Raw genomic sequence first — 22063 nt, forward strand, 5'->3', positions numbered from 1 at the left:
GAGGGCGATCGGTCCTTCGCCGATTTCGGGGGCCGCAAGCAGCCCGCCGACGGCCCCGGACGGCCCGATACGGCCCCTGCCGATCCGGCGATTCCCGACGCGGCCGCGAGCTTCGAACGCTACTGCGACGAAGACAGCAGCATCTCCGCGGACTTGCTCGCGGGCGGGATGGTGGCCCAGGCCAGAATCGAACTGGCGACACCCGCATTTTCAGTGCGGTGCTCTACCAACTGAGCTACCGGGCCACGCGGGCACGCAAGCTAGCCGATCGGGGCGGGGGGCCCAAGCGCCACGGGCAGCGGCGCCGCGTGCGCTTGCCCGGGAGCGGGGGGCCGTGGTATACCCGCCGGCCTGATGACACCCACGACCTTCGATCCCGCCGTGCGGCCCCGCGTCTCGCCTTCCGGCGTACGCCCGTGGGCCCGGCACCGGCTGGGCATCCCGGTTCCTCGCGTCCGGCAATGACCTGAGCGAAGCCCTGGCGGCTGCTCCGGAGGCCGCGGACGCGAGAGCGTTCGCGGCCTCCGGCGCTTCTGGAGCTTCGTCATGTCCGCTCCCCTCGCTTCCGCCGCCCCGCTCGCCGCCGCGCCTCGCGCGGGCGGCGTGCGCGAGGTGGTGCTGCTCGCCTTCCCGATCGTGCTGACCCAGATCTCGCAGACGACCATGCACGTCGTCGACTCGATCTTCGTGGGCCGGCTCGGGCCGGCGCAGCTCGGCGCGCTCGGCTTCGCGGGGATCTGGCTGTGGACCGTGTTCAGCCTCTTCAACGGCTGCGCGACAGGCGTACAGACATTCGTGTCGCAGTGCCACGGCGCCGGGGAGGAGGAGCGCTGCGGGCGCTGGGCCTGGCAGGGCTTCTACGCGGTGGTACCGGTGACCGCGCTGGCCCTGTTCGGATTCGTCGCCCTGGCCGAGCCGCTCTTCGCACGCCTCGGCACGAGCGCCGACCTGCGCGAGCATGCGCTCGCGTACCTGCGCACGCGGCCGCTCGGCTTCACCGGGTTCGCCATCTGGATCGTGCTCGCGTCGTTCTTCCGTGGCCTCGGCGACACGCGCACGCCGCTGGTCGCAACGGTGATCGCGAACCTCGTGAACGCGGTGCTGGCCTATGGGCTCGTGCTCGGCCGGCTCGGGCTGCCGGCCTGGGGGATCGCCGGTGCCGGCGTCGCCACCTCCATCGCCGAGTGGGTCGGCACGGCCGTGCTCGCGCTCGCCTTCGCGAGACGCGGGCTGCGCCGCTTCGGCACCCGGCCGGTGGCGCCGCGCCCGGCCGAGATCGGCCGCTTCCTGCGCACCGGTGCGCCGATCGGCGGGCAGTGGGTGCTCGACATGAGCGCCTTCGCGATCTTCACGACGCTGGTCGCCCGGATGGGAACGGCCTCGATGGCGGCGACCCAGGCGATGATCTCGCTGCTCTCGATGTCGTTCATGCAGGCGATCGGGATCGGGCTCGCGGCCACCACGCTGGTGGGCCGCTACAAGGGCGCTGGCAGGCTCGACGCGGCGCTGCGCAGCCTGCTCGCGGCGCTGAAGCTCGCGCTGGGGCTCGCGGCGGCGGTGGCCGCCGCCTTCCTGCTGATCCCGGAGACCCTGATCGGGCTCTACACCGACGACGCCGAGGTGCTGGCGCTCGCCCGGCCGCTGCTGGCGCTCGGGGCCGCCTTCCAGCTCTTCGACGCGCTCCAGATCGTGCTGGGCGGCAGCCTGCGCGGCGCGGGCGACACGCGCTGGCCCTTCGTCGCGCAGACGCTGCTCGCCTGGGCGCTGCGCCTGCCGCTGGTCTGGCTCTTCGCCTTCCACTGGGAGGCGGGCGTCGTGGGGGCCTGGTACGCCGAGTTCGCCTTCATCCTGGCGCTCGCGTCCGCCCTCGCCTGGCGCGTCCGGAGCGGCGCCTGGAGGGAGATCGCGATCTGATCCTCGCGGCGCGCGCCGCCGCGACGGTCGCTCATCGGCGTCGCAGCCCGGCGCGGCCCCACGCGATGGACGGGCGCGATGGACGGTCGCGATGGACAGGGCGCCCGCTCCGAGCCGCCCGCTGGAGGGGGCGTTCACGGGCGGGCGACTCGGAGCGCTCCGGTCGCCGGACGGCCCACGGCCAGCAGGGGAAGAGCCATGGGCTCGGCGCCGGAGCGGGAAGGGGCGCCCTATCGATCCCATGGACGATCGAGCGCCCGGCGACATTCGAAGGCCCCTCGCGAGCGGTCGGGATCGCGGCGCGGGCTGTGATACGGTGCCGCGCCATGCGAGCGAGGGCGGCGACGGCGCGAGTCGGGCGGGGCGCGCCCGGCGGCCTGGCGGGCCCGGGCCGTGCGACGCTGCGGGTGGCGCGCGCGCTCCTCGTGGGGATCGCCGCAGCGGCGTTCGTGGCGATCCGACCTGCCGCGGCGGCCGCGCCCGCGCCTGCGATCGGGCAGAGCGGGATGGTGGTGAGCGCCGAGCGGCACGCGACGGAGGCCGGGCTCGCGATGCTCGCGGCCGGGGGCAATGCCGTCGACGCCGCCGTCGCGACCGCCTTCGCGCTCGGGGTGACCGAGCCCTACCACTCCGGGATCGGCGGCGGCGGCTTCCTGCTGCTGCACCTCGCGAGCGGCGAGACGGTCGCCCTCGACGCCCGCGAGACGGCCCCGGCGGCGGCGCGCGCGGACATGTTCGTGGCGCCCGGCGTCGCGGCGGATGCTTCGCGCACGGGCCCGCTCGCGGTCGCCACGCCCGGGCTCGTCGCGGGCCTCGCCCTCGCGCTCGAGCGCTGGGGCACGAAGCCCCTCGCCGAGGTCCTGGCGCCGGCGATCGCGCTCGCCGACGAGGGCTTCGGGATCGGCCTGCGCCATGCCCGCATCCTGAAGCTCTGGCACCAGATGGGCATGGCCGAGCGCTTCCCCGAGACCGCCGCGATCCAGGCGCCGGCGCCCGATCTCGCGCCGGGCTGGCGGCTCGTGCAGCCCGAGCTCGCGCGCACCCTGCGCGCCCTCGCGCGCGAGGGCCCCGACGCCTTCTACCACGGGCCGATCGCGCGGGCGATCGCGGGCGAGGTCCAGAAGCGCGGCGGCCTGCTCAGCGCCGGGGATCTCGCGGCCTACGAGCCGAAGCTGCGCGCGCCGCTGCGCGGGACCTACCGGGGACGCACGGTGGTGTCGTTTCCGCCGCCGTCCTCGGGTGGGGTCGCGCTGATCGAGGCGCTCAACATCCTGGAGGGCTTCGAGCTGGCCCCCCTCGGCGCCGGCTCGTCGGCCTCGATCCACCGGATCGCCGAGGCGATGAAGCTCGCCTTCGCCGATCGCGCGGCCTACCTGGGCGATCCCGACTTCGTGACCGTGCCGGTCGCACCGCTCGTCTCGAAGGCGTACGCCGAGCGCCAGCGCGCGCGGCTCCTGCCGCCGCGCTGGCGGCGCCCGCCCTGGACCTGGGCGCGCGACGAGGTGGCGATCCGCGTCCCGGGCCCGGGGCTCGAGCCGTGGCCCCCCGCGGCGGGCAGCACCACGCACCTCTCGGTCACCGACGCCGCCGGCAACGCGGTCGCCCTCACCCAGACCGTGAACCTGCTCTTCGGGTCGGGCATCACGGTGCCGGGCACCGGCATCGTGCTCAACGACGAGATGGACGACTTCTCGGTGGCCCTCGATCGCCCGAACGCCTTCGGGCTCGTCGACACGCGCGGCAGCAACGCGGTGGCGGGCGGCAAGCGCCCGCTCTCGAGCATGACGCCGACGCTCGTGCTCGAGGACGGCCGCGTGCGCATGGTGACGGGCAGCCCGGGCGGGCCGCGCATCATCTCGACGACGCTGCTCACGATCCTGAACGTCTTCGACTACGGGATGGACGTCTCCGAGGCCGTCTCCGCACCGCGCTTCCACCACCAGTGGATCCCCGACGAGCTCCTGGTCGAGCGCGCGATCCCCGCCGACGTCCTCGACGGGCTGCGCCGGCGCGGCCACACGGTGGCCGTGTCCGAGCGCAACTGGTCGAGCGCGCAGGCGATCGTGATCGACCCGCAGAGCGGCTGGCATCTCGGCGGCAGCGATCCGCGCAGCGACGGCCTCGCGCGGGGCTTCTCGCCGGCCGGGAGCCGCTGAGGGCCTCAGCGCGGCTCGAGGAGCAGGCTCTGGAGCGCGCGGCCGATCCGGCCGCGCTCGTCGTAGAGCGTGCTCTCGGCAATCGCGACGCCGTCCTCGTCGGGCCAGGTGGCAGCGTCGAGGCAGACCCACCCGCCGTCCGACGGGCCGGCGGGCGCTTCGGGCAGGCGGTGCAGGTGGATCGTCAGATCGGCGTTCACGAAGGTGAAGGCCTCGTAGGGCAGGGCGCTGCCGATGCCGTTGCCGAAGTCCGCCACGGCGGCCACCCGCACGAGCGGGGAGGGCGGGGTGCCCGGCAGCAGGGGCACCCGGAGCCGGATCCAGTCGGTGCAGGGTCCCGGCGCGCCCCACTCGCCGCGCACGAGCCGGTGCTCGGTCGCGTGGCTGTGGTAGGCCACGGCGGCGCCCGCCGGGTCGCCGGGGCTCCCGCGCCAGGGGGCGTTGGTCGCGCGGCTCGCGGAGGGCGGCGGCGGGGGATCGCTCGGGCCGCCGCGCACGGTGGCGGGGAGCGCGAGCTTCGCGCGGCGCAGCCGCAGCAGGGTGGCGCGGGCCACCTCGGTCTCCCCGGCGAAGAGGGCCGACTCGACGAGCTGCACCTTGCGGCCCGGCCGCAGCACCCGCCGCACGGGGCGCAGCGGGGCGAGCGGCACCGGGCGCAGCAGCTCGACCGTGAGCCGCGCGGGGTGCATCGGGCCGGGCGTCTCGGCCTGCTCGGCCACGTGGGCGAGGAGCGCGGCGACGGGCCCGCCGTGGAGCGCATCGGGCGACCACGGCCCGCGCGCCAGCGCGCCCGGCACGAGCATCCCGGCCTCGTCGTGGAAGAGCGCCTCGCCGGTCACAGCGTCGGCAGCCCCCACTCGAAGCCGAGCAGCGCGCGGTCGCGCGCGTCGAACTGGCCGAACAGGCCGTCGCGCGTGCCGTAGAACCAGTCGAGCCCGGCCCAGACCCACAGGCCGTCGCGCAGCTCGTAGCGCAGCTCGGGGCGGATCGTGCCATCGCCCTGGTCCAGGTTGTGGAGCCAGATCGCCTCCGCCACGAGCTGCTCGTTGCGGAAGCTGCGGCGGGCGAGGAAGGTCACGTTCGTGTCGAGGCGGTCGCGCAGGAGGCCGGGCTCGTCGTCGGGCAGGAAGCTCGGGAAGAGCTGGAGCGAGAGGACGGTGTCGCGGAAGCCGTACCAGTCGAGGCCGAGCACGGCGCCGAGCTCGTCGCTGCGCACGACGCCGTCGCGGTCGCCGGGGTCGTCGGTCGGCTGCCAGCGGGGCCGGGTATAGGCGGCTTCGAGGCGGACGGTGAGGTCGCCGAAGGTGTTGCTGGCGGTGACGCCGAGCACGTGGGCGCGCTCGTACTCCGGGGAGACCTCGACCTGCGCCGGCCCGCGCAAGGAGCGGCGCAGCACGGGCACGTCGTCGTAGTGCCACAGGTAGTTCGCGCTGAGGTCCCAGTCGCGCAGGCGTCCGGCCAGCCGCGCGCCGAGGTCGGAGCCGCGGAAGGCGTCGGGCCGCTCGGGCGCGCGCACGTGGACGGCGACCCCGGGCGGCGGGCGCGGCCCGACCAGGCGCGGGGCGTGGAACGCGAAGACGGCGTCGGGGCGCGGCACGTCGTGGGTGCTCGGATCGGGGATCCACAGGAGCTGCAGCGTCGCGCTGCCCACCGGCACTTCGACGTTGGCGGTCCAGAGCGGGATCCGCGACTGGTCGAAGTCGTCGAGGATGAACTCGCGGAAGTCCTGGGGATCGACCACGTCGAGCACCTTCAGCCCGTCGGCCTGGCCCCAGACCACCTGCTGCTTGCCGATCCGCAGCCAGGCCGGCCCGAGCCGGCCCTCGACGTAGAGCTCGCGCAGCTCGGCGTCCACGCGATCGCCGAACTCGAGGCGCCGGGTCGGCGCCCAGAGCTCGGACTGGCTCGGCCCGCCCGGTGCGAGCCGATCGTAGGCGTCCGCGTGGAGGCGGCCGATCGCGGTGAGCTGGAAGCCCTCCGGCAGGCGCTGGTCGAGCTGCGAGCGCACGCGGGTCTCGAGCTTCTGGGCGCGCCCCGAGCCGGCCTCGATCGCCCATTCGCCCTCGATCGTGGTCGTGACCCGGGGGCGCTCGCCGAGCGCGGGCGCGGCGAGCGTCGCGCAGGCGAGGAGGACGGCAGTCGGGCGCAGCGACATGGCCGCGCATTCTATCCGGGTTCGGCGCGGCCGCCTTGGCAGGCGGCAAGCGCCACGGTTACGCTGCGCGCTCCGCTTCGCCAGGAGGCCTCCGATGCTCCGCTCCGCCGGCACGCTCCTCGCCTTCGCTTGCGCCGCGCTCGTTGCAGCCGGCGGGGCGATCGCCCAGACGCCCCAACAGGGAGGGAACCCCGTGGTCGTACTCGAGACGACGCTCGGCTCGATCGAGATCGAGCTCGACGCGCAGAAGGCCCCGATCAGCACCGCCAACTTCCTGGCCTACGTGGACTCCGGCCACTACGACGGCACCGTCTTCCATCGCGTGATCCCGGACTTCATGATCCAGGGCGGCGGCTTCGACGACTCGATGGCCCAGAAGCCCACCCGGGCGCCGATCAAGAACGAGGCCGACAACGGCCTGAAGAACCTGCGCGGCACGGTCGCGATGGCGCGCACCAACGTGGTGGACAGCGCCACCTCGCAGTTCTTCGTCAACCTGAAGGACAACGACTTCCTGAACCACGGCGGGCGCGACTTCGGCTACGCGGTGATCGGGAAGGTGACGAGCGGCATGGACGTGGTGGACAAGATCGCGGCGGTGAAGACCGCCAACCGCGGCGGGCACCAGAACGTCCCGGTCGAGCCGGTGAAGATCACGAAGGCGCACCGCAAGTAGGGGCCCCATGACGGAGCCGGCCGCGACCGCCGCCCTGCTCGCGGCGATCGGCATCCTGCTGATGCTGGCCGGCCTCGCGAGCCCGCTCTCGAGCCGGCTCGGCGTCCCGGCGCTGGTGCTCTTCCTCGGGATCGGCATGCTGGCCGGCTCCGAGGGCTTCGGCGGCATCCCCTTCGACGATTACGCGCTGGCCTTCCGGCTCGGCACGATCGCGCTCGTCCTGATCCTCTTCGACGGCGGCCTCAATACCGCCCCCGCTGCGCTCCGGCGCGCCGCGCTGCCGGCCGGCCTGCTCGCGACCGCGGGCGTGGTGGCGACCGCGGGGCTCGTGGCGCTGGCCGGCTGGGCGCTCGGCCTCGCGCCGGTGACGGCGCTGCTCGTGGGGGCCGTGGTGTCGTCCACCGATGCGGCGGCGACCTTCGCGGTGCTGCGCAGCAGCGGCGTGCGGCTGCGCGCGTCGACCGCCGCCACCCTCGAGGTCGAGTCCGGCCTCAACGACCCGATGGCGATCCTGCTCACGATGATCGCGACCGAGCTGGCGCTCGGCCGGGCGATGGGCGCCGGTGAGGTGGGCCTGCTCTTCGTCCAGCAGTTCGGGGTGGGCGGCGCGGTCGGGGTCGCCGCCGGGCTGGCGGCGCGCGTCCTCCTGCGCAGCGTCCGGCTGCCCGCCGCGGGCCTCTATCCGGTGCTGACCCTCGCGATCGCCTTCCTCTCCTTCGGGCTCGCGACGCTGCTCGCCGGCAGCGGCTTCGTCGCGGTCTACGCCACCGGGCTCCTGCTCTCGGCGAGCTCGCTCCCCTACGGCGCCGGGGTCCGCCGCGTGCACGACGCCCTCGCCTGGCTCGCGCAGATCATGATGTTCACGCTGCTCGGGCTCCTGGTCTTCCCGCGCCAGCTCCTGCCCGCGATGGGGGTCGGGCTCGGCATCGCGCTCTTCCTGGCCTGCGTGGCGCGCCCGCTCGCCGTGGCGCCGATCCTCGCGCTCCTGCGGGTGCCCGGGCGCGAGAACGCCTTCGTCTCCTGGGTGGGGCTGCGCGGTGCGGTGCCGATCATCCTCGGGGCCTATCCGGCGGTGGCAGGCTTTGCCGACGGCGACGAGGTCTTCCACCTGGTCTTCTTCGTCGTGCTCGCGAGCAGCTTCGTGCCGGGCGCCACGGTCGGCTGGGTGGCGCGCCGGCTCGGCATCGCCGACCCGGGCCCGCCGCCGCCGCCCGTGAGCGTCGAGCTGGTCTCGCTGCGCGAGCTCCCGGGAGACTTCGTCTGGTACCACGTCGCGCCCGCGTCCGCGGTCGCCGGCGCCGAGATGCGCGACCTCCCGCTGCCCGAGGGCTGCCTCGTCACGCTGGTCCTGCGCGGCGGCGACGTCGTGGTGCCGCGCGGCGGCACCGCGCTCCTGCCCGGCGACCAGGTCTGCGTCTTCGTCCTGCCCGAGGGCCGCCCGCTCCTCGACCTGCTCTTCGGCGGCGCCTCGGAGGAGGCGGGCTAGTGTCCCGCCCCCGAGATCCAGGACACTGGAGCCGGTTCACCGCCCGACGGCGGCCTCGATCTCGCCGGCGCCGCAGCCCACCGCAACGGCCGGCGCCCGAGCGCGGCCACCTCGTGTCAACCGCTCGCCGTCCTCGCGCGTTGACGGTGCGGGCCCCCAACGCCCGCGGAGTCGAGCATGGTCCCCGATCGCGCCGGCCGCGCCGGCAGCCTCCCCCGGATGGGTCCCGCGATGCTTCCGAAGCGCCTGTGCGCCCTGGCCCTCGCAGCCGCGCTGGCGCTCGCCGCCGCCAGCGCCGCGCGCGCGCAGCCCTACGACTTCTCGCAGGCCGATTCGCTGCTCACGAACGAGCTGCCGGAGCTCCACGGACACGTCGCCGTCATCGTCCGGCAGGGCGGCGTCGAGATCTACCGCTTCCAGACGGGCGACATCGGCTACGACACGCGCATCGGCCTCGCCTCGGTCACGAAGACGATCTCGGCGGGCGTGGTCCTCGCGCTCGTGGACGAAGGCCTCCTCGCGACGGGCGAGCGCCTCGGCGACGCGCTGCCGCTCTTCGAGCACGACGGCCTCGGCGACCCGACCGTGCGCGACGCCTGGGGCATGCGCGCCGGCATCTCGTCGGCCGTCCCCTACGAGCGCGACCCGCGCTTCACGTTGGCGGAGTCGGTCGAGCGCATCGGCCTCACGGGCTTCCTCGTGTTCTCGCCACCCGGCTCGCAGCTCGGCTACGACGGCGCGGGCATGCAGGCCGTCGGGCGCATCGCCGAGCTGCGCACGGGGCAGGCCTGGGAGGCGATCGCCCGCAGCCGCATCTTCGACCCCTGCGGCATGCCGGTGTCGGACTACGGCCAGTTCGCGCCGAACCCCTCGGTGCCCGGCGGTCTCCGCAGCAGCGCGGAGGAGCTGATCGACTACGCGCAGATGATCCTCGACGGCGGCGGGTGCGCGGGCCAGCGCGTGCTCTCGGACGCGGCCATCGAGCAGCTCTTCGAGAACGCCACCCGCGGTCTGCCCGTCCACCACTCGCCGTTCCCGCCGGCCCATCCGCTCTACCCCTACGGCGCGGACCCCGACTACGCGTTCGGCGCCTGGGTGCTGGCCGAGGATCCGGCGACGCAGCACGTCGAGGAGCTGGTCGGCGCGGGCGCGTGGGGGAGCTTCGTCTGGATCGACCGCCGGCGCGGCCTCTCGGCGGTGCTCGTCACCCACATCGTGCCGGGGTCGCAGACCTCGATGGACGCCGCGCTCGGGCTCTTCGACGTGGCGCGACGCCAGGTCGAAGGGGCGCAGGCCCGCGCGCTCACGCCCGCGCCCGCCGGCGCCGAGGCCCGGCTCACGTGGCAGCCGGCACCCGGCTCGATCGCCACGCGCGTCTACGGCGCGGCGACGCCGATCCGCGACGTGTACGGCCTGCGCGGCGCCGAGCTGCTCGCAGAGGTCGCGTCGGACACGGTCGTCGTACCGCGCTTCCCGTACTACGCCGCGACCGCCGTCTTCGCGGGGCTCGACGACACCGCGCTCGTCCCGGGGGTGAACAGCGTGACGGGCTTCGTGCCCGAGGCGCCGCAGGCGACCCTCGGCACGCTCGCCCTCCTCACGCTCGCCCTGCTCGCGCGGCGCGCTGTTCCGCGCCCGGCTGTCGGCGGGTTCTAGGGCCGGATCACGGCCTCGACCGCGGTCTCGAGGTCGATCACCCGGCGCGCGACACGCAGCACGTCGCCGGCGGTGACGGCGGCGATGCGGGCGGCGTAGCGGTGCTGGGCGTCGGCGCCGAGTCCGTAGAGGGCGTCGATCGCCATGTGCGCGGCGCGCACGACGCTGCGCTGGCGGTCGATCTCGAAGTTGCCGATCAGGTAGCGGCGCGCGCGCTCGAGCTCGCCGGCGGGCGGCGCGTCCGCCACCAGCGCCGCGAGCTGCTCGTGGATCGCGCGGCGCGCCTCGTCGAGCTTGTCGGGCGCGGTACCGATCGTGATCGCGAAGAAGCCCGGCGCCACCCCCTCGGCGTCGAGGGCGTTCACCGAGTAGGCGAGCCCACGCCGGTCGCGCAGCTCGAGGAAGAGCCGCCCGCCCTGGCCGGCCAGCACCTGCGTGATGACCTCGAGCGCGAAGCGGTCCGGGTCGTCGACGGTGAGCCCGCGGAAGCCCACCGCCAGGTGCGCCTGCGCGCGATCCTTGCGCAGCTCGACCCGGCGCGCTGCCGTGGGCGGCGCCTCGGCCGGCGGTGCGGGGCGCGGGCAGGGCGCGGCGTCGAGCGCCGCGAGCCGCGCCGCCACCTGCTCCGCGGCCCGATCGGGGTCGACGTCGCCGGCGAGCGCCAGCACGAGATTCGGGCCACGGACCCAGCGCGCGTGGTGCGCGAGCACGTCGGCGCGCGTGAACGCCGCCACCGTCTCCGGCGTGCCCAGGACCGGCCAGCGATAGGGATGCGTGCTCCAGAGCGCGGCGGTGAAGAGGTCGAGGACGCGCGCGCCGAGCCGGTCCTCGCGGCGCGCCAGCGCCGCCAGCGTGTCGCGCCGCTCGCGCTCGAGCTCGTCGGCGGCGAAGGCCGGCTCGAGCAGGACCTCGGCGAACAGGTCGAGGGCAGGCTCGAAGCGGTCGCTCGTGGCCTCCATCGAGAGCCCGAAGCCGCTGCGCCCCGTGAAGCCGTCCACGTCGGCTGCGATCGCCTCGATCGCGTGGGCCAGCTCGGCGGCGCCGCGCCGGCGCGTCCCGCGCAGCCACATCGAGGTCACGAGCTGGGTGAGGCCGGCGCTGGTCGCGTCCTCCGCCAGGAGTCCGCCGTGGAAGGCGCCGCGCAGGGCCACCACCGGCACCTCGCGGCGCGGCTCGACGTGGAGCACCGCGCCGCTCGCGAGCCGATAGCTCTCGATGGCGGGGGCGAGACGGGAGGCGCGCGCGGGCGTGGCGCCCCTCGCCGCGGCGGCCGCCGGTGCGCCCAGCGCGGGCGCGGCGCCGATCCGCTCGGGCACGACGGCCCGCGCCGCCTGCTCCGCGCCGCGGCCAGCGGCCCCGACCAGTGCCTTCTCGTCGAGCGCGGGCACGGCGCCCTCGGGCAGCACCGCGGCCACCGTCACCCGGCGCGGATCGAGGTGGGTGGCGGCGACGCGCAGCAGGTCGGCTGGCGTGGCGTTCCGCACGGCCTCCAGGTACGCCGCGTCGCCGCGGAACGAGCCGGCGATCGCCTCGAAGGTGCCGAGCTTGCGCGCCCGCCCGGCGACGCTCTCGCGCTCGAAGTGCTCGCTGGCCAGGAAGTTCGCGCGCGCCTTCTCGATCTCGTCGTCCGACACCACTGCGCGACGGATCGTCTCCACCTCGCGGGCGATCGCCGCGACCGCGTCGGGGACCCGCTCCGGATCGAGATCGGCCGACACCCCGAACAGCCCCCGGTCCATCGGCGTGTAGCAGGAGGCGTCCACGCGATCGACGAGGCCCTCGCTCTCCTTCACGCGGCGCACGAGGCGGCTGCTCTCGCCCTCGCCGAGCACGAAGGCCAGCAGGTCGAGATAGGGCGTGTCGGGGTGGGCGAGCGCGACGGCGGGCCACGCGATCTCGAAGCAGGCCCGCTCGAAGGGCCGGCGCAGGAGGGCGGCGCGCGGCGCCTCCTGGGGCGGCTCGGCGGGCCGCGCGCGGCGGGCGCCCGCCGGCACCGCATCCGCGAAGAGCGCGCGCACGGAGGCGGCCAGGGCGTTGGCCTCGAAGTCGCCGCTCGCCACCACGAGCAGGTTGTCGGGTGCGTACCAGCGCCGGTAGAAGGCCCTCACGCGCTCGCGGTCGAAGCTCGCCACGCTCTCGCGCGAGCCCAGGATCGGCGCGCGATAGGGGTGCGTCCGGTAGGCCGTCGCGAAGAGCGCCTCGGCGCAGACGTGGGGCGGCGAGTCGTCCGAGCGCCGGATCTCCTCGAGCACCACCTCGATCTCGCGCGCCAGCTCGTCGGGGTCGAAGAGCGAGCCGCGCACCATGTCGGCCAGCACGTCGAGCGCGATCCCGAGCCCGTCGGAGGGCACCGTCGCGTGATACACCGTGGTGTCGTAGCTGGTGTAGGCGTTGACACGGCCGCCCACGCCCTCGATGGCGCCCGCCACCTCGGCGACTCCGCGCCGCTCGGTGCCCTTGAAGAGCATGTGCTCGTGGAAGTGCGCGAGGCCGGCCTCGCCCGGCCCCTCGTCGGCCGAGCCCACCTTCGCCCAGATCTGGAGCTCGGCGACCGCGGCCAGGTGCGACTCGTCGAGGAGCAGCACGAGGCCGTTCGGGAGGACCTCGCGGCGGGGCGCGCGGAGCGGGGCCGCGGAGGGCTGGTCGGGGGCGGCCACGGTCGGCGGAGCATAGCCGACGCCCCGCGGCTCTCTATCCTGGCTGCGCCATGCCCAGGAACCAGCGGGCCAGGCGCTGCTCGCGATGCCCATGAACCGGAGGACCCGCCGCGCTCCGCACGCCGTTCCCGCGGACGACGGCTGCGTCGGCGTCTACCTGCACGTCCCGTTCTGCGAGCGTGTCTGCCCCTACTGCGACTTCGCGGTGGTGGCCGCCCGCCCTCTCACCCCGGCTCGCGAGGCGGCCTACCTCGACGCGCTGGAAACCGAGCTGGCGCAGCGTGCGCCCGGCTTCGCGAGGCCGGGCGGCGGCCCGCGTGCGCTCGCGTCGGTCTACCTCGGCGGGGGGACGCCATCGCTGCTGGCGCCCGAGTCCGTGGCGCGGCTCGTCGCCGCCGCCCGCGCGCACTTCCCGGCCGGCGGGCGCGTCGAGATCACGCTCGAGCTGAACCCGGGCACCACCGAGCGCGCGCGCCTGCCCGGCTTCCGCGCGGCCGGCGTGAACCGGCTCTCGATCGGCGTGCAGTCGTTCTCGGATGCGACCCTGAAGCGGCTCGGGCGCGCGCATCGGGCCGGGGAGGCCCACGCCACGCTCGCCGCCGCGCGGGCGGCCGGCTTCGACGACGTCTCGCTCGACCTGATCGTCGCCGCACCGGGCCAGCGCCTGGCCGACCTCGAGCGCGACCTCGACGCCGTGCTCGCCTTCGGCCCCGAGCACGTCTCGGCCTACCAGCTCACGATCGAGCCGGGCACGCCCTTCGCGCGCGCCGCCGCGCGCGGCCAGCTCGCGCTCGCGGACGAGGACGAGGGCGCGGCGATGCTCGAGCGGCTCGCGGCGCGGCTCGCGGCGGGCGGGCTCGAGCGCTACGAGATCTCGAGCTTCGCGCGTCCCGGCCGCGAGGCGCGCCACAACCGGCGCTACTGGGAGCGGCAGGCGGTGCTCGGGATCGGGATGGGCGCCTGGTCGTGCGAGCCGGCCTCCCCCGCCGCGCCGCACGGGGCGCGCCGCGCCAACGTGCGCCAGCTCGACACCTACCTCGCGCGCATGGCGGCGGGTGAGCCGGCGGCGGCCGCTCCGCCCGAGCGCCTCACGCCCGAGACGGCACGGGGCGAGGCCGCCTTCCTGGCGCTGCGGACCGCGCGCGGCCTCGACGCCGCCGCCTTCGCGGCCGAGTTCGGTGCGCCGCCGCGCGCGTTCTGGCCCGAGGTGATCGCCGAAGCGCTGGCCGGCGGCTGGCTCCTCGAGAGCGCCTCCGGCGACCTGCGCCTGACTCCTGCCGGCCTCCTGCTCTCCGACTCGATCTTCGAGCGCCTCGTCTGATCCCGCCTTGCACGGCGCGCTGGACGGATCCCCCCTGTTCGGCTACCGACTCCTCGGATTCCAAGGAGTTGCGTTGCAACCGCGCAGCGGCGCCGACCCTCTCGCCCGCGACCTGCCGGCGCTCGGCGAGCGCCAGCAGCAGGTGCTGCGCGCGATCGTGGCGCGCTACGTGGGCGACGCGGCGCCGGTCGGCTCGCGCAGCGTGAGCCACGTCCTCGCGGTCCCGCTCTCGGCCGCGTCGATCCGCAACACGATGGCGGAGCTCGCCGAGCTCGGGCTCGTCGAGAAGCCGCACGCCTCCGCCGGCCGGGTGCCGACCGCACTCGGGCTGCGGGTGTTCGTGGACGCGCTGGCGCCGCGCGGCCTCGACGAGTTCGAGCGCCGCGCACTGGCGGCGGGGATGGGCGAGCCCGACCCCGAGTCGCTCGGGCGCGTCGCCTCGCGCGTGCTCTCGGAGTGCACCCGCCAGCTCGGCTTCGTCGTGGTGCCGCGCATCGAGGCGCTGCGGCTGCGCCACCTGACCCTGGTGCGGCTCTCGACGAGCCGTGTGCTCGCGGTGCTGGTCGCGGAGACCGGCGAGACCCTGCGCCGGGTGGTCGCAGACGAGGAGTCGGGCGCGCAGCCCGAGCTCGACCGGCTCGCCTCCGCCCTGAACGAGCGGGTTGCCGGACGGACGCTCAGCGAGCTGCGGGAGGCGCTCGCGCGCGAGGTGGCCGCCTTGCGCTCGCGGGCCGAGGGCGTGGTCGGTCGCGCGCTGCGGCTCGCCTGGCGCGCGCTCCAGGCCGAGGGCGGGGGCGAGACGGGCACCGGGCGGCACGATCTCGTGATCGCGACCTGGCTCGCGCTGCTCGATCAGCCCGAGTTCCAGGATGCAACGCGGGTGCGCGAGCTCCTCGCCACGATCGAGACCCGCCAGGCGCTGCTCCAGGTGGTGGAACGGGTGCTGGGTGGTGGCGCCGGCGGCGTCCAGGTGGCGCTCGGCGAGGAGCTCGGCGAGCCCGAGCTGCGCCAGCTCGCCCTGGTCGCGGCACCCTACGGGAGCGGGGTCGCGCCGGGCGTGCTCGGCGTGATCGGGCCGCGGCGGATGGACTACGCGCGCGTCATGGCGCTGGTCGGGTACCTGTCGGAGCTCGTGACGAGGAAGCTGTCGGCGTGAGCGAAGGAGTGCGGCGACGCCCGCCGGGCGGCGGGGGCGGGGAAGGCTGGGAGGGCTTCGCGGAGGAGGCCGCGGGCACGCTCGGCCCGAGCCCGGAGCTCGAGGACGCGATGCGGGAGGCCGCCGAGTCGGTCGAGGCACTCCACGAGCATCGAAAAGAGCCAGGCGCGGGCGGCTCCCCCCAGGCCGAGCGCGCGGGGTCGGATCCGGCCGAGGCCGAGAGCAGTGAGCTCGCCGAGCTCAGGGACCGCTACCTGCGGCTTGCGGCGGACTTCGAAAACTTCCGCAAGCGGACGCTCAAGGACCGCGAAGAGGCGCATCACTTCGGGCACCAGAGCCTCGTCAAGGATCTGCTGCCGACGGTCGACAACCTCGAGCGCGCCGTCGACCACGCTCGCAAGGGCGGGGAGAGCTCGGGGCTGCTCGAAGGCGTGGAGCTGGTGCTGCGCGAGCTCGAGGCCCTGCTCGCCCGGTACGGCGTGACTCCCATCGAGGCCCTCGGGCAGGCCTTCGATCCCGCCCTCCACGAGGCCATGGCCCAGGTGCCCGACGCCTCGAAGCCCCCCCACACCGTCGTCGAGGTCTTCCAGCGGGGCTACCAGCTCCGGGGCCGGCTCCTGCGCCCCGCGCGGGTCGTGGTGTCCCGCCCTCCTGAAGGTTCCGGCGCGGACGGCCGAAGAGACGGCTGAGGGGCCCGCGCCGGGCGGCCCCGTCGCGACGGGGGATCGCAGGCGTTGGGCAAGGTGATCGGGATCGACCTCGGGACGACGAACTCCTGCGTCGCCCTCATGGACGGCGGCACGCCGCAGATCGTCGCCAACGCCGAGGGCGCGCGCACGACGCCCTCGATGGTCGCCTTCACCGATTCGGGCGAGAAGCTGGTCGGCCAGATCGCCAAGCGCCAGGCCGTCACCAACCCCGAGCGCACCGTCTTCGCGGTCAAGCGCCTGATCGGCCGCAAGTTCCAGTCGTCCGAGGTCGAGCGCTTCCAGCAGATCTCGCCCTTCGGCGTCGAGGCCGCCGAGAACGGCGACGCCTGGGTGCGGGTCGGCGACAAGCTGGCGCCGCCCCAGGAGATCTCCGCGCTGGTGCTGGCCAAGATGCGCGAGACCGCCTCCGACTTCCTGGGTGAGCCCGTGACCGACGCCGTGATCACGGTGCCGGCCTACTTCAACGACGCGCAGCGCCAGGCCACCAAGGAGGCCGGCCGGATCGCGGGGCTCAACGTCCTGCGCATCATCAACGAGCCGACCGCGGCGGCGCTGGCCTACGGCCTCGACAAGGACGCGGGTCACCAGCGCATCGCGGTCTTCGACCTCGGCGGCGGCACCTTCGACATCTCGGTCCTCGAGCTCGGCGACGGCGTCTTCGAGGTGAAGAGCACCAACGGTGACACCTTCCTGGGCGGCGAGGACTTCGACGAGCGCATCGTCGACTGGCTGATCAAGGGCTTCCAGGAGCAGAGCGCGATCGACCTGCGCGGCGACAAGATGGCGCTGCAGCGGCTCAAGGAGGCGGCCGAGCGCGCCAAGTGCGAGCTCTCCTCGACGCCGACCACCGAGATCAACCTGCCCTTCATCGGGGCCGACGCCTCGGGGCCGAAGCACCTGAACCTGACCCTCACCCGCGAGCGGCTCGAGGCCCTGGTCGCCGACCTGATCGAGCGCCTGGTCGGGCCCTGCGAGATGGCGGTGTCCGACGCGGGCCTCGCGAAGGGCGAGCTCGACCACGTGATCCTGGTCGGCGGCATGACGCGCATGCCGCGCATCCAGGAGAAGGTCGCCGAGATCTTCGGCAAGGCGCCGCACAAGGGCGTGAACCCCGACGAGGTGGTGGCGGCCGGCGCCGCGATCCAGGGCGGCGTCCTGAAGGGCGAGGTCTCCGACGTCCTGCTGCTCGACGTGACCCCGCTCTCGCTCGGCGTCGAGACCCAGGGCGGCGTCTTCACCCGGATCATCGAGCGCAACACCACGATTCCGACCCGCAAGGGACAGGTGTTCTCGACCACCGAGGACAACCAGAACGTGGTGCGCGTGCACGTGCTCCAGGGCGAGCGCGAGATGGCCGCCGACAACCAGACGCTCGGGCGCTTCGAGCTGCTCGGCATCCCGCCCGCCCCGCGCGGCGTGCCCCAGATCGAGGTCACCTTCGACATCGACACCGACGGCGTGGTCAAGGTCTCCGCCAAGGACCTCGGTACCGGGCGCAGCCAGGAGATCGCGGTCACCGCGGGCAGCGGCCTCAGCGAGGAGCAGATCCGCACGCTGTGCAGTGACGCCGACGCCAACAAGGAAGCCGACCGCCGCCGCCGCGAGCTGGCCGAGCTGCGCAACCGCGCCGACGGCCTCGTGTACTCGACGGAGTCGACGCTCGCCGACTACGGCGAGCACGTGACGGCCGAGGAGAAGAGCGCGCTCGAGGCGGCGCTCGCGCGCACCCGCGAGGCGCTCGCCGCCGCCGACGCCGGCGAGATCCAGGCCGCCGTCGACGCGCTCACCCAGCTCTCCTACAAGATGACCGAGAAGCTCTACTCGGCGCTCGGCGGCGAGAGCCCGGGCGGGGGTTGACCGCTCGCGCCCCCGCGCCCGGACCGCGGGCGGCGGATCCACGCGTGCCCCGTTGCGCCTCGTTCGCGAGTGCCTAGGCTAGCCGCCGGTTTTCGCCCCGAGGGGGTCCGTCCGTTGGCCAAGCGCGACTACTACGAGGTGCTCGGGGTCGATCGCTCCGCCGACGCCGAGGCGCTGAAGAAGGCCTACCGGAAGCTGGCCCTGCAGCACCACCCGGACCGCAACCCGGACGACCCCGCCGCCGAGGAGAAGTTCAAGGAGGCGTCGGAGGCCTACGCCGTCCTCTCGGATCCCGAGAAGCGCCGCGCCTACGACCGCTTCGGCCACGAGGGCGTTGCGGGTGCGGGTGGCCCCGGCTTCGGCGACTTCGGCGACCTCGGCGCCTTCGGCGACGTGCTGAACGACCTCTTCGGCGATCTCTTCGGCCAGCGCGGCGGGAGCGGCGCGCGCCGCCGCGGCCGGGGCCGGCGCGGTGCCGACCTGCGCTACCAGCTCGACCTCGACCTCGTCGAGGTGCTCGAGGGCAAGGACGCCCGCATCTCGATCCCGAAGATGCGCCCGTGCGGGAGCTGCAGCGGCTCGGGCGCCCGTGCCGGCACCCGCCCCGAGAGCTGCGGCCGCTGCCGGGGCACCGGCCAGCTGATGTTCCAGCAGGGCTTCTTCCGGATCAGCCGGCCGTGCGACGCGTGCGGCGGCGCGGGCGAGATCGTGCGCGAGCGCTGCACCTCGTGCCGCGGCCAGGGGCGGGTCGAGAGCCAGCAGACCCTGTCCGTGAAGATCCCCCCCGGCGTCGAGAGCGGGACCCGCCTGCGCCTGGCCGGGGAGGGCGAGGCCGGCATCGAGGGCGGCCCCTCCGGCGACCTCTACGTCGACGTCGTCGTGCGCTCGCATCCCTTCTTCACGCGCGACGGTTCCGACCTCCACTGCCAGGTCCCGGTCTCCTTCGTGCAGGCGGCGCTCGGCGCCGAGATCGAGGTGCCGACGCTCGAGGGCAAGATCCCGATGCGCATGCCGGAGGGAACCCAGTCCGGCCGCGTGCTGCGGCTCGCGGGCAAGGGGCTGCCCGCGCTCGGCCGCCGCGGGCGCGGCGACGTCCTGGTCCAGATCTTCGTCGAGGTGCCGACCAAGCTCACCGACCGCCAGCGCGAGCTGCTCGAGCAGTTTGCCGAGGAGTCCGGAACGGAGGTGTCGCCGGTGACCCGGAGCTTCGTCGAGAAGCTGCGCGACTTCTTCAGTTGATGCGCGCGGGAGCGGCGCTGGCCCTGCTGCTGGCGGCAGCCTTCGGGCTGGGCTGCGCGCTGCTGCCCGGCGCCGAGCGCGGCGTCGGGGCGGACCGGCGCATCGTCGACGACGCGCTGCGTGCGGCCGAGCGGGATCCGGCGATCGCGCGCGGGCGCCTCGCCGCCTTCCTGCGCACCCATCCCGGGAGTCCCCTCTTCGACGACGCCGCCCTCGCGCTGGCGCAGCTCGAGCGTGCCGCCGGCGACGAAGCCGGCGCGGAGAGCACCCTGCGCGCCGCCCTCGCACGCCAGCCGCGCGGCGACCGCACCGACGCCGTGCGCGTCGAGCTCGCCGACCTGCTGGTCGCGCGCGGCGCGAGCGACGCCGCCTGGGTCGAGGCGCAGCGGGTCCGGCTCGGGCTCGTGCGCGACAGCGAACGCCCGCGTGCGGCGCGCCTGGTCGCCGAGCTGGCGCGCGCGCACGGCGACCGGCGGGCGGAGGCCCTGGCGCTCGCACGGCTGCGCGACGAGACCCCCGCCGAGGGCGCGGCCGGCTACGACGCCGAGATCGGCCGGGCGCTCGCGGAGCTGCCGACGCCGGTCCTGCTCCAGGTCGCCGAGGGGCTCGGTGCCCGCCCGTCGGCGGCGCTGGTCTGGCTCGAGATCGGCGAGCGCGCCGAGCGCGAGGGCAACCGGGCGCTCGCGATCCGCGCCTTCGCGCGCGCCGAGCGCGCCACCCTGACTCCTTCCGACGGCGCGCGCCTCGAGCGGCTGGGCGCCGATCTCGAGGGGCGCGCGGCGCCGGGCGGACTGGCCGATGCTCCGCCCCGCCTGCGCGACGTCGACGGCGAGCTTCCGCTCGCCGACACGGATGAATTGTCAGGAGCGATCGGGGTGGTGCTGCCGCTCTCGGGCCCCTTCGGCTCCGTCGCCGAGCAGACGCTGCGCGGCGTGCTGCTGGCGGCGGGCGTCTACGGGCGCGGCGCCAGCGCCGATGTGGTGGCCGCGGAGGAGGCCGCCCCGGCGGGCGGCCTGCGCGTCGTCGTGCGCGACAGCGGCGGGACGGCGGCCGGCGCGGCCGAGGCGGTGCGCGCGCTGGCGGCCGAGCCCGACGTGCGCGCGGTCGTCGGCCCGCTCCTCACCGAGGAGGTGCAGGCGGCGGCCGACGCCGCCCAGGAGACCGGCCTGCCGCTGCTCGCGCTCACCCGACACGAGTCGGTGGTACGGCCGGGGGCGGGGGTGTTCCGGCTGGCGCTGACGCGGCGCATGGAGGCCGAGTCGCTCGCCGAGTACGCGGTCGGGAGCCGGGGCCTGCGCCGCATCGCGATCCTGTACCCGAAGGACGACTACGGTCGCGAGTTCGAGGAGCTGCTCTGGCAGGCGGTGGAGGCGCGCGGCGGCCGCGTGGTGGGTGTGGCCGGCTACGTCCCGGGCGGCCGCGACCTGGCCGCACCGATCCGCTCGCTGGTCGGCTGGTCGCTGCTCTCGGAGGACCAGCGCGCCCGCCTCGCCGCGCGCGACGCCGAGCTGGCGCGCGCGGCGGCCGCCGGCACGTTGCCGGCGGCCGGGGCTGCGGCGACGGCCGCCGGCGCCGGTCTCGCCCCGGCCACCGCGCGGGGTGCGCAGCCGCTCTCCGGCGCGGGCTTCGCGGTGACCGATCCCGACGCGAACGAGCTGCCTCCGATCGTGGACTTCGACGCCCTCTTCGTCCCCGACGCGCCGGACATGGTGGGCGCGCTCGTGCCGCAGCTCGCAGAGCAGGGGGTCGACGGGGTCGTCCTGTTCGGGCCGAGCGCCTGGCACCATCCCGCGCTGCTCCGCGACGGCGGCACGCGTCTCGAAGGCGCCTTCTTCACCTCCTCCTTCGACGCCGCACACCCCGCGGCGCTCGTGCAGGAGTTCGACCGCCGCTACGCGAGCGCCTTCGGCGAGGAGCCGACCGTCTTCGCGGCGCAGGGCTTCGACGCCGCCAACCTGGTGGCGCTCCAGCTCGCCCGCGGCGCCAGCGACCGCGAGTCGCTGCGCCGCTCGCTGCTCGCGACGGAGCTCTATCCCGGCGTCTCCGGGCCCACCACCTTCGACCCCGACGGCAACGCCCGCAAGCGGCCCTTCCTGCTCGGCGTCGCGAGCGGCGGGCTGGTCTCGCTGGAGTAGCGCGTGACCGACGCAGACGACCGCGCCCGCATCGACCGCCTGCTCGCCGTGCTCGACGTCGAGGAGCTCGACGCCGATCTCTACCGGGGCCGGAACGAGGGCGGGCGCCCGGGGCGGATCTTCGGCGGGCAGGTGGCCGCGCAGGCGCTGGTGGCGGCGAGCCGCACGCTCCCGGCCGGGCGCTTCGCACACTCGCTGCACGGCTACTTCCTGCGTCCCGGCGACCCCGGTATTCCGGTGATCTACACCGTGCAGCGTCTGCGTGACGGAAAGTCGTTCGCGACCCGCCACGTGATCGCGCTCCAGCGCGGCAAGGCGATCTTCGACGCCTCGGTCTCGTTCCAGGTCCCGGAGCGCGGCTACGAGCACCAGATGGCGATGCCCGAGGCGCCCGCGCCCGAGTCGCTGCCGACCCGCGAGGAGCTCGTGCGCCGCCATTTCGAGGCGATCCCGGAGGCCGACCGCCACTGGGTGGCGCAGAAGCGCGCCATCGACACGCGGCACGCCGAGCTTCCGACCTATTTCGGCGGCGGCCCGCGCCAGGGCCAGAACCTGGTCTGGTTCCGCGTCTCGTGCCGGCTCGACGACGACCTCGACCGCCACCAGCACCTCCTCACCTACATGTCCGACATGACGCTCCTCGACAACGCCGTGCTCCCGCACGGCCGGAGCGGGGCGCTCGGCCCGCTGATGGTGGCGAGCATCGACCACACGCTCTGGTTCCACCGCCCGGCGCGCGTCGACGACTGGCTCCTCTACGTGCAGGACAGCCCGGCGGCGGTCGGCGCGCGCGGCTTCGCGCGCGGCAGCATCTTCACGCGCGAGGGCGTGCTCGTGGCGTCGGTCGCGCAGGAGGGGCTCCTGCGCCCGGTCCACCGCGCGGAGGACCGCTCGGAGTAGGCGGCGGGCGGCACCGCGGCTGCGCGAGCGTGACCGCTCGGCGAG

Annotated in this window: 15 protein-coding genes and 1 tRNA gene; 12 read left to right on the forward strand and 4 right to left on the reverse strand. The window is 75.1% G+C overall.

Annotated features, from left to right (window positions below; translation table 11 throughout):
• Window positions 1–169: 169 nt before the first annotated feature.
• Window positions 170–245, reverse strand: a tRNA-Phe gene (locus OZ948_13895).
• Between the two features lie 301 nt (window positions 246–546).
• On the opposite strand from OZ948_13895, the gene OZ948_13900 reads away from it, so the two are divergent.
• Window positions 547–1914, forward strand: a complete 1368-nt coding sequence (locus OZ948_13900) for an MATE family efflux transporter (GenBank protein ID MEB2345819.1) — start codon at window positions 547–549, stop codon at window positions 1912–1914.
• Between the two features lie 326 nt (window positions 1915–2240).
• Entirely contained in the window at window positions 2241–4070 is a 1830-nt protein-coding gene (gene ggt / locus OZ948_13905; protein MEB2345820.1) for a gamma-glutamyltransferase, read from the forward strand.
• A gap of 5 nt (window positions 4071–4075) precedes the next feature.
• On the opposite strand, the gene OZ948_13910 is transcribed toward ggt, so the two are convergent.
• The gene (locus OZ948_13910) at window positions 4076–4909 is read right to left on the reverse strand and encodes a thioesterase family protein (protein ID MEB2345821.1); all 834 of its coding nucleotides are present in this window, start codon (window positions 4907–4909) and stop codon (window positions 4076–4078) included.
• Complete coding sequence (locus tag OZ948_13915) at window positions 4906–6225, reverse strand: hypothetical protein (protein MEB2345822.1); 1320 nt, start codon at window positions 6223–6225, stop codon at window positions 4906–4908. The genes OZ948_13910 and OZ948_13915 overlap by 4 nt, the downstream gene beginning before the upstream one ends.
• A gap of 94 nt (window positions 6226–6319) precedes the next feature.
• Here OZ948_13915 and OZ948_13920 point away from each other — a divergent pair, with 94 nt between their 5' ends.
• The 3 genes from OZ948_13920 to OZ948_13930 all read left to right on the forward strand — a co-directional run bounded on the left by OZ948_13920 (window position 6320) and on the right by OZ948_13930 (window position 10043).
• Window positions 6320–6901 carry a peptidylprolyl isomerase gene (locus OZ948_13920; GenBank protein ID MEB2345823.1) on the forward strand — a complete coding sequence of 194 codons (582 nt, stop codon included), beginning with the start codon at window positions 6320–6322 and terminating at the stop codon, window positions 6899–6901.
• Window positions 6902–6908: 7 nt separating this feature from the next.
• A complete protein-coding gene (locus OZ948_13925) occupies window positions 6909–8387 on the forward strand; it encodes a potassium/proton antiporter (GenBank protein MEB2345824.1) in 1479 nt (492 codons plus the stop codon).
• Window positions 8388–8618: 231 nt separating this feature from the next.
• Window positions 8619–10043 (forward strand): serine hydrolase, encoded by a 1425-nt coding sequence (locus OZ948_13930; GenBank protein ID MEB2345825.1) that lies wholly within the window; start codon window positions 8619–8621, stop codon window positions 10041–10043.
• Here the strand turns inward: OZ948_13930 and OZ948_13935 are convergent.
• Complete coding sequence (locus OZ948_13935; GenBank protein ID MEB2345826.1) at window positions 10040–12700, reverse strand: pitrilysin family protein; 2661 nt, start codon at window positions 12698–12700, stop codon at window positions 10040–10042. The genes OZ948_13930 and OZ948_13935 overlap by 4 nt on opposite strands.
• A gap of 91 nt (window positions 12701–12791) precedes the next feature.
• Between OZ948_13935 and hemW the strand changes: the two genes are divergently transcribed.
• The 7 genes from hemW to OZ948_13970 all read left to right on the forward strand — a co-directional run bounded on the left by hemW (window position 12792) and on the right by OZ948_13970 (window position 22018).
• Window positions 12792–14021: a radical SAM family heme chaperone HemW gene (gene hemW, locus OZ948_13940; protein MEB2345827.1), complete on the forward strand. Its 1230-nt coding sequence runs from the start codon at window positions 12792–12794 to the stop codon at window positions 14019–14021.
• Between the two features lie 73 nt (window positions 14022–14094).
• Window positions 14095–15177: a heat-inducible transcriptional repressor HrcA gene (gene hrcA / locus OZ948_13945; GenBank protein MEB2345828.1), complete on the forward strand. Its 1083-nt coding sequence runs from the start codon at window positions 14095–14097 to the stop codon at window positions 15175–15177.
• Window positions 15174–15866 (forward strand): nucleotide exchange factor GrpE, encoded by a 693-nt coding sequence (gene grpE, locus OZ948_13950; protein ID MEB2345829.1) that lies wholly within the window; start codon window positions 15174–15176, stop codon window positions 15864–15866. The genes hrcA and grpE overlap by 4 nt, the downstream gene beginning before the upstream one ends.
• A 45-nt stretch (window positions 15867–15911) precedes the next feature.
• Window positions 15912–17744: a molecular chaperone DnaK gene (dnaK, locus tag OZ948_13955; protein ID MEB2345830.1), complete on the forward strand. Its 1833-nt coding sequence runs from the start codon at window positions 15912–15914 to the stop codon at window positions 17742–17744.
• 114 nt (window positions 17745–17858) lie between these two features.
• Complete coding sequence (dnaJ, locus tag OZ948_13960; GenBank protein ID MEB2345831.1) at window positions 17859–18983, forward strand: molecular chaperone DnaJ; 1125 nt, start codon at window positions 17859–17861, stop codon at window positions 18981–18983.
• Entirely contained in the window at window positions 18983–21118 is a 2136-nt protein-coding gene (locus OZ948_13965) for a penicillin-binding protein activator (GenBank protein MEB2345832.1), read from the forward strand. Before dnaJ ends, OZ948_13965 begins: the two co-directional genes overlap by 1 nt.
• A 3-nt stretch (window positions 21119–21121) precedes the next feature.
• Window positions 21122–22018, forward strand: a complete 897-nt coding sequence (locus tag OZ948_13970; GenBank protein MEB2345833.1) for an acyl-CoA thioesterase II — start codon at window positions 21122–21124, stop codon at window positions 22016–22018.
• Window positions 22019–22063: the final 45 nt, after the last annotated feature.

It is taken from the genome of Deltaproteobacteria bacterium (assembly GCA_035063765.1).
Classification (GTDB): Bacteria; Myxococcota_A; UBA9160; order UBA9160; family PR03; genus CAADGG01.

What these genes read in the sequence shown, in the direction of transcription:
- OZ948_13900 (MEB2345819.1), top strand. Translation starts at nt 547, where the DNA reads ATGTCCGCTCCCCTCGCTTCCGCCGCCCCGCTCGCCGCCGCGCCTCGC.
- ggt (MEB2345820.1), top strand. Translation starts at nt 2,241, where the DNA reads ATGCGAGCGAGGGCGGCGACGGCGCGAGTCGGGCGGGGCGCGCCCGGC.
- OZ948_13915 (MEB2345822.1), bottom strand. Translation starts at nt 6,225, where the DNA reads ATGTCGCTGCGCCCGACTGCCGTCCTCCTCGCCTGCGCGACGCTCGCC.
- OZ948_13920 (MEB2345823.1), top strand. Translation starts at nt 6,320, where the DNA reads ATGCTCCGCTCCGCCGGCACGCTCCTCGCCTTCGCTTGCGCCGCGCTC.
- OZ948_13925 (MEB2345824.1), top strand. Translation starts at nt 6,909, where the DNA reads ATGACGGAGCCGGCCGCGACCGCCGCCCTGCTCGCGGCGATCGGCATC.
- OZ948_13930 (MEB2345825.1), top strand. Translation starts at nt 8,619, where the DNA reads ATGCTTCCGAAGCGCCTGTGCGCCCTGGCCCTCGCAGCCGCGCTGGCG.
- hemW (MEB2345827.1), top strand. Translation starts at nt 12,792, where the DNA reads ATGAACCGGAGGACCCGCCGCGCTCCGCACGCCGTTCCCGCGGACGAC.
- OZ948_13965 (MEB2345832.1), top strand. Translation starts at nt 18,983, where the DNA reads ATGCGCGCGGGAGCGGCGCTGGCCCTGCTGCTGGCGGCAGCCTTCGGG.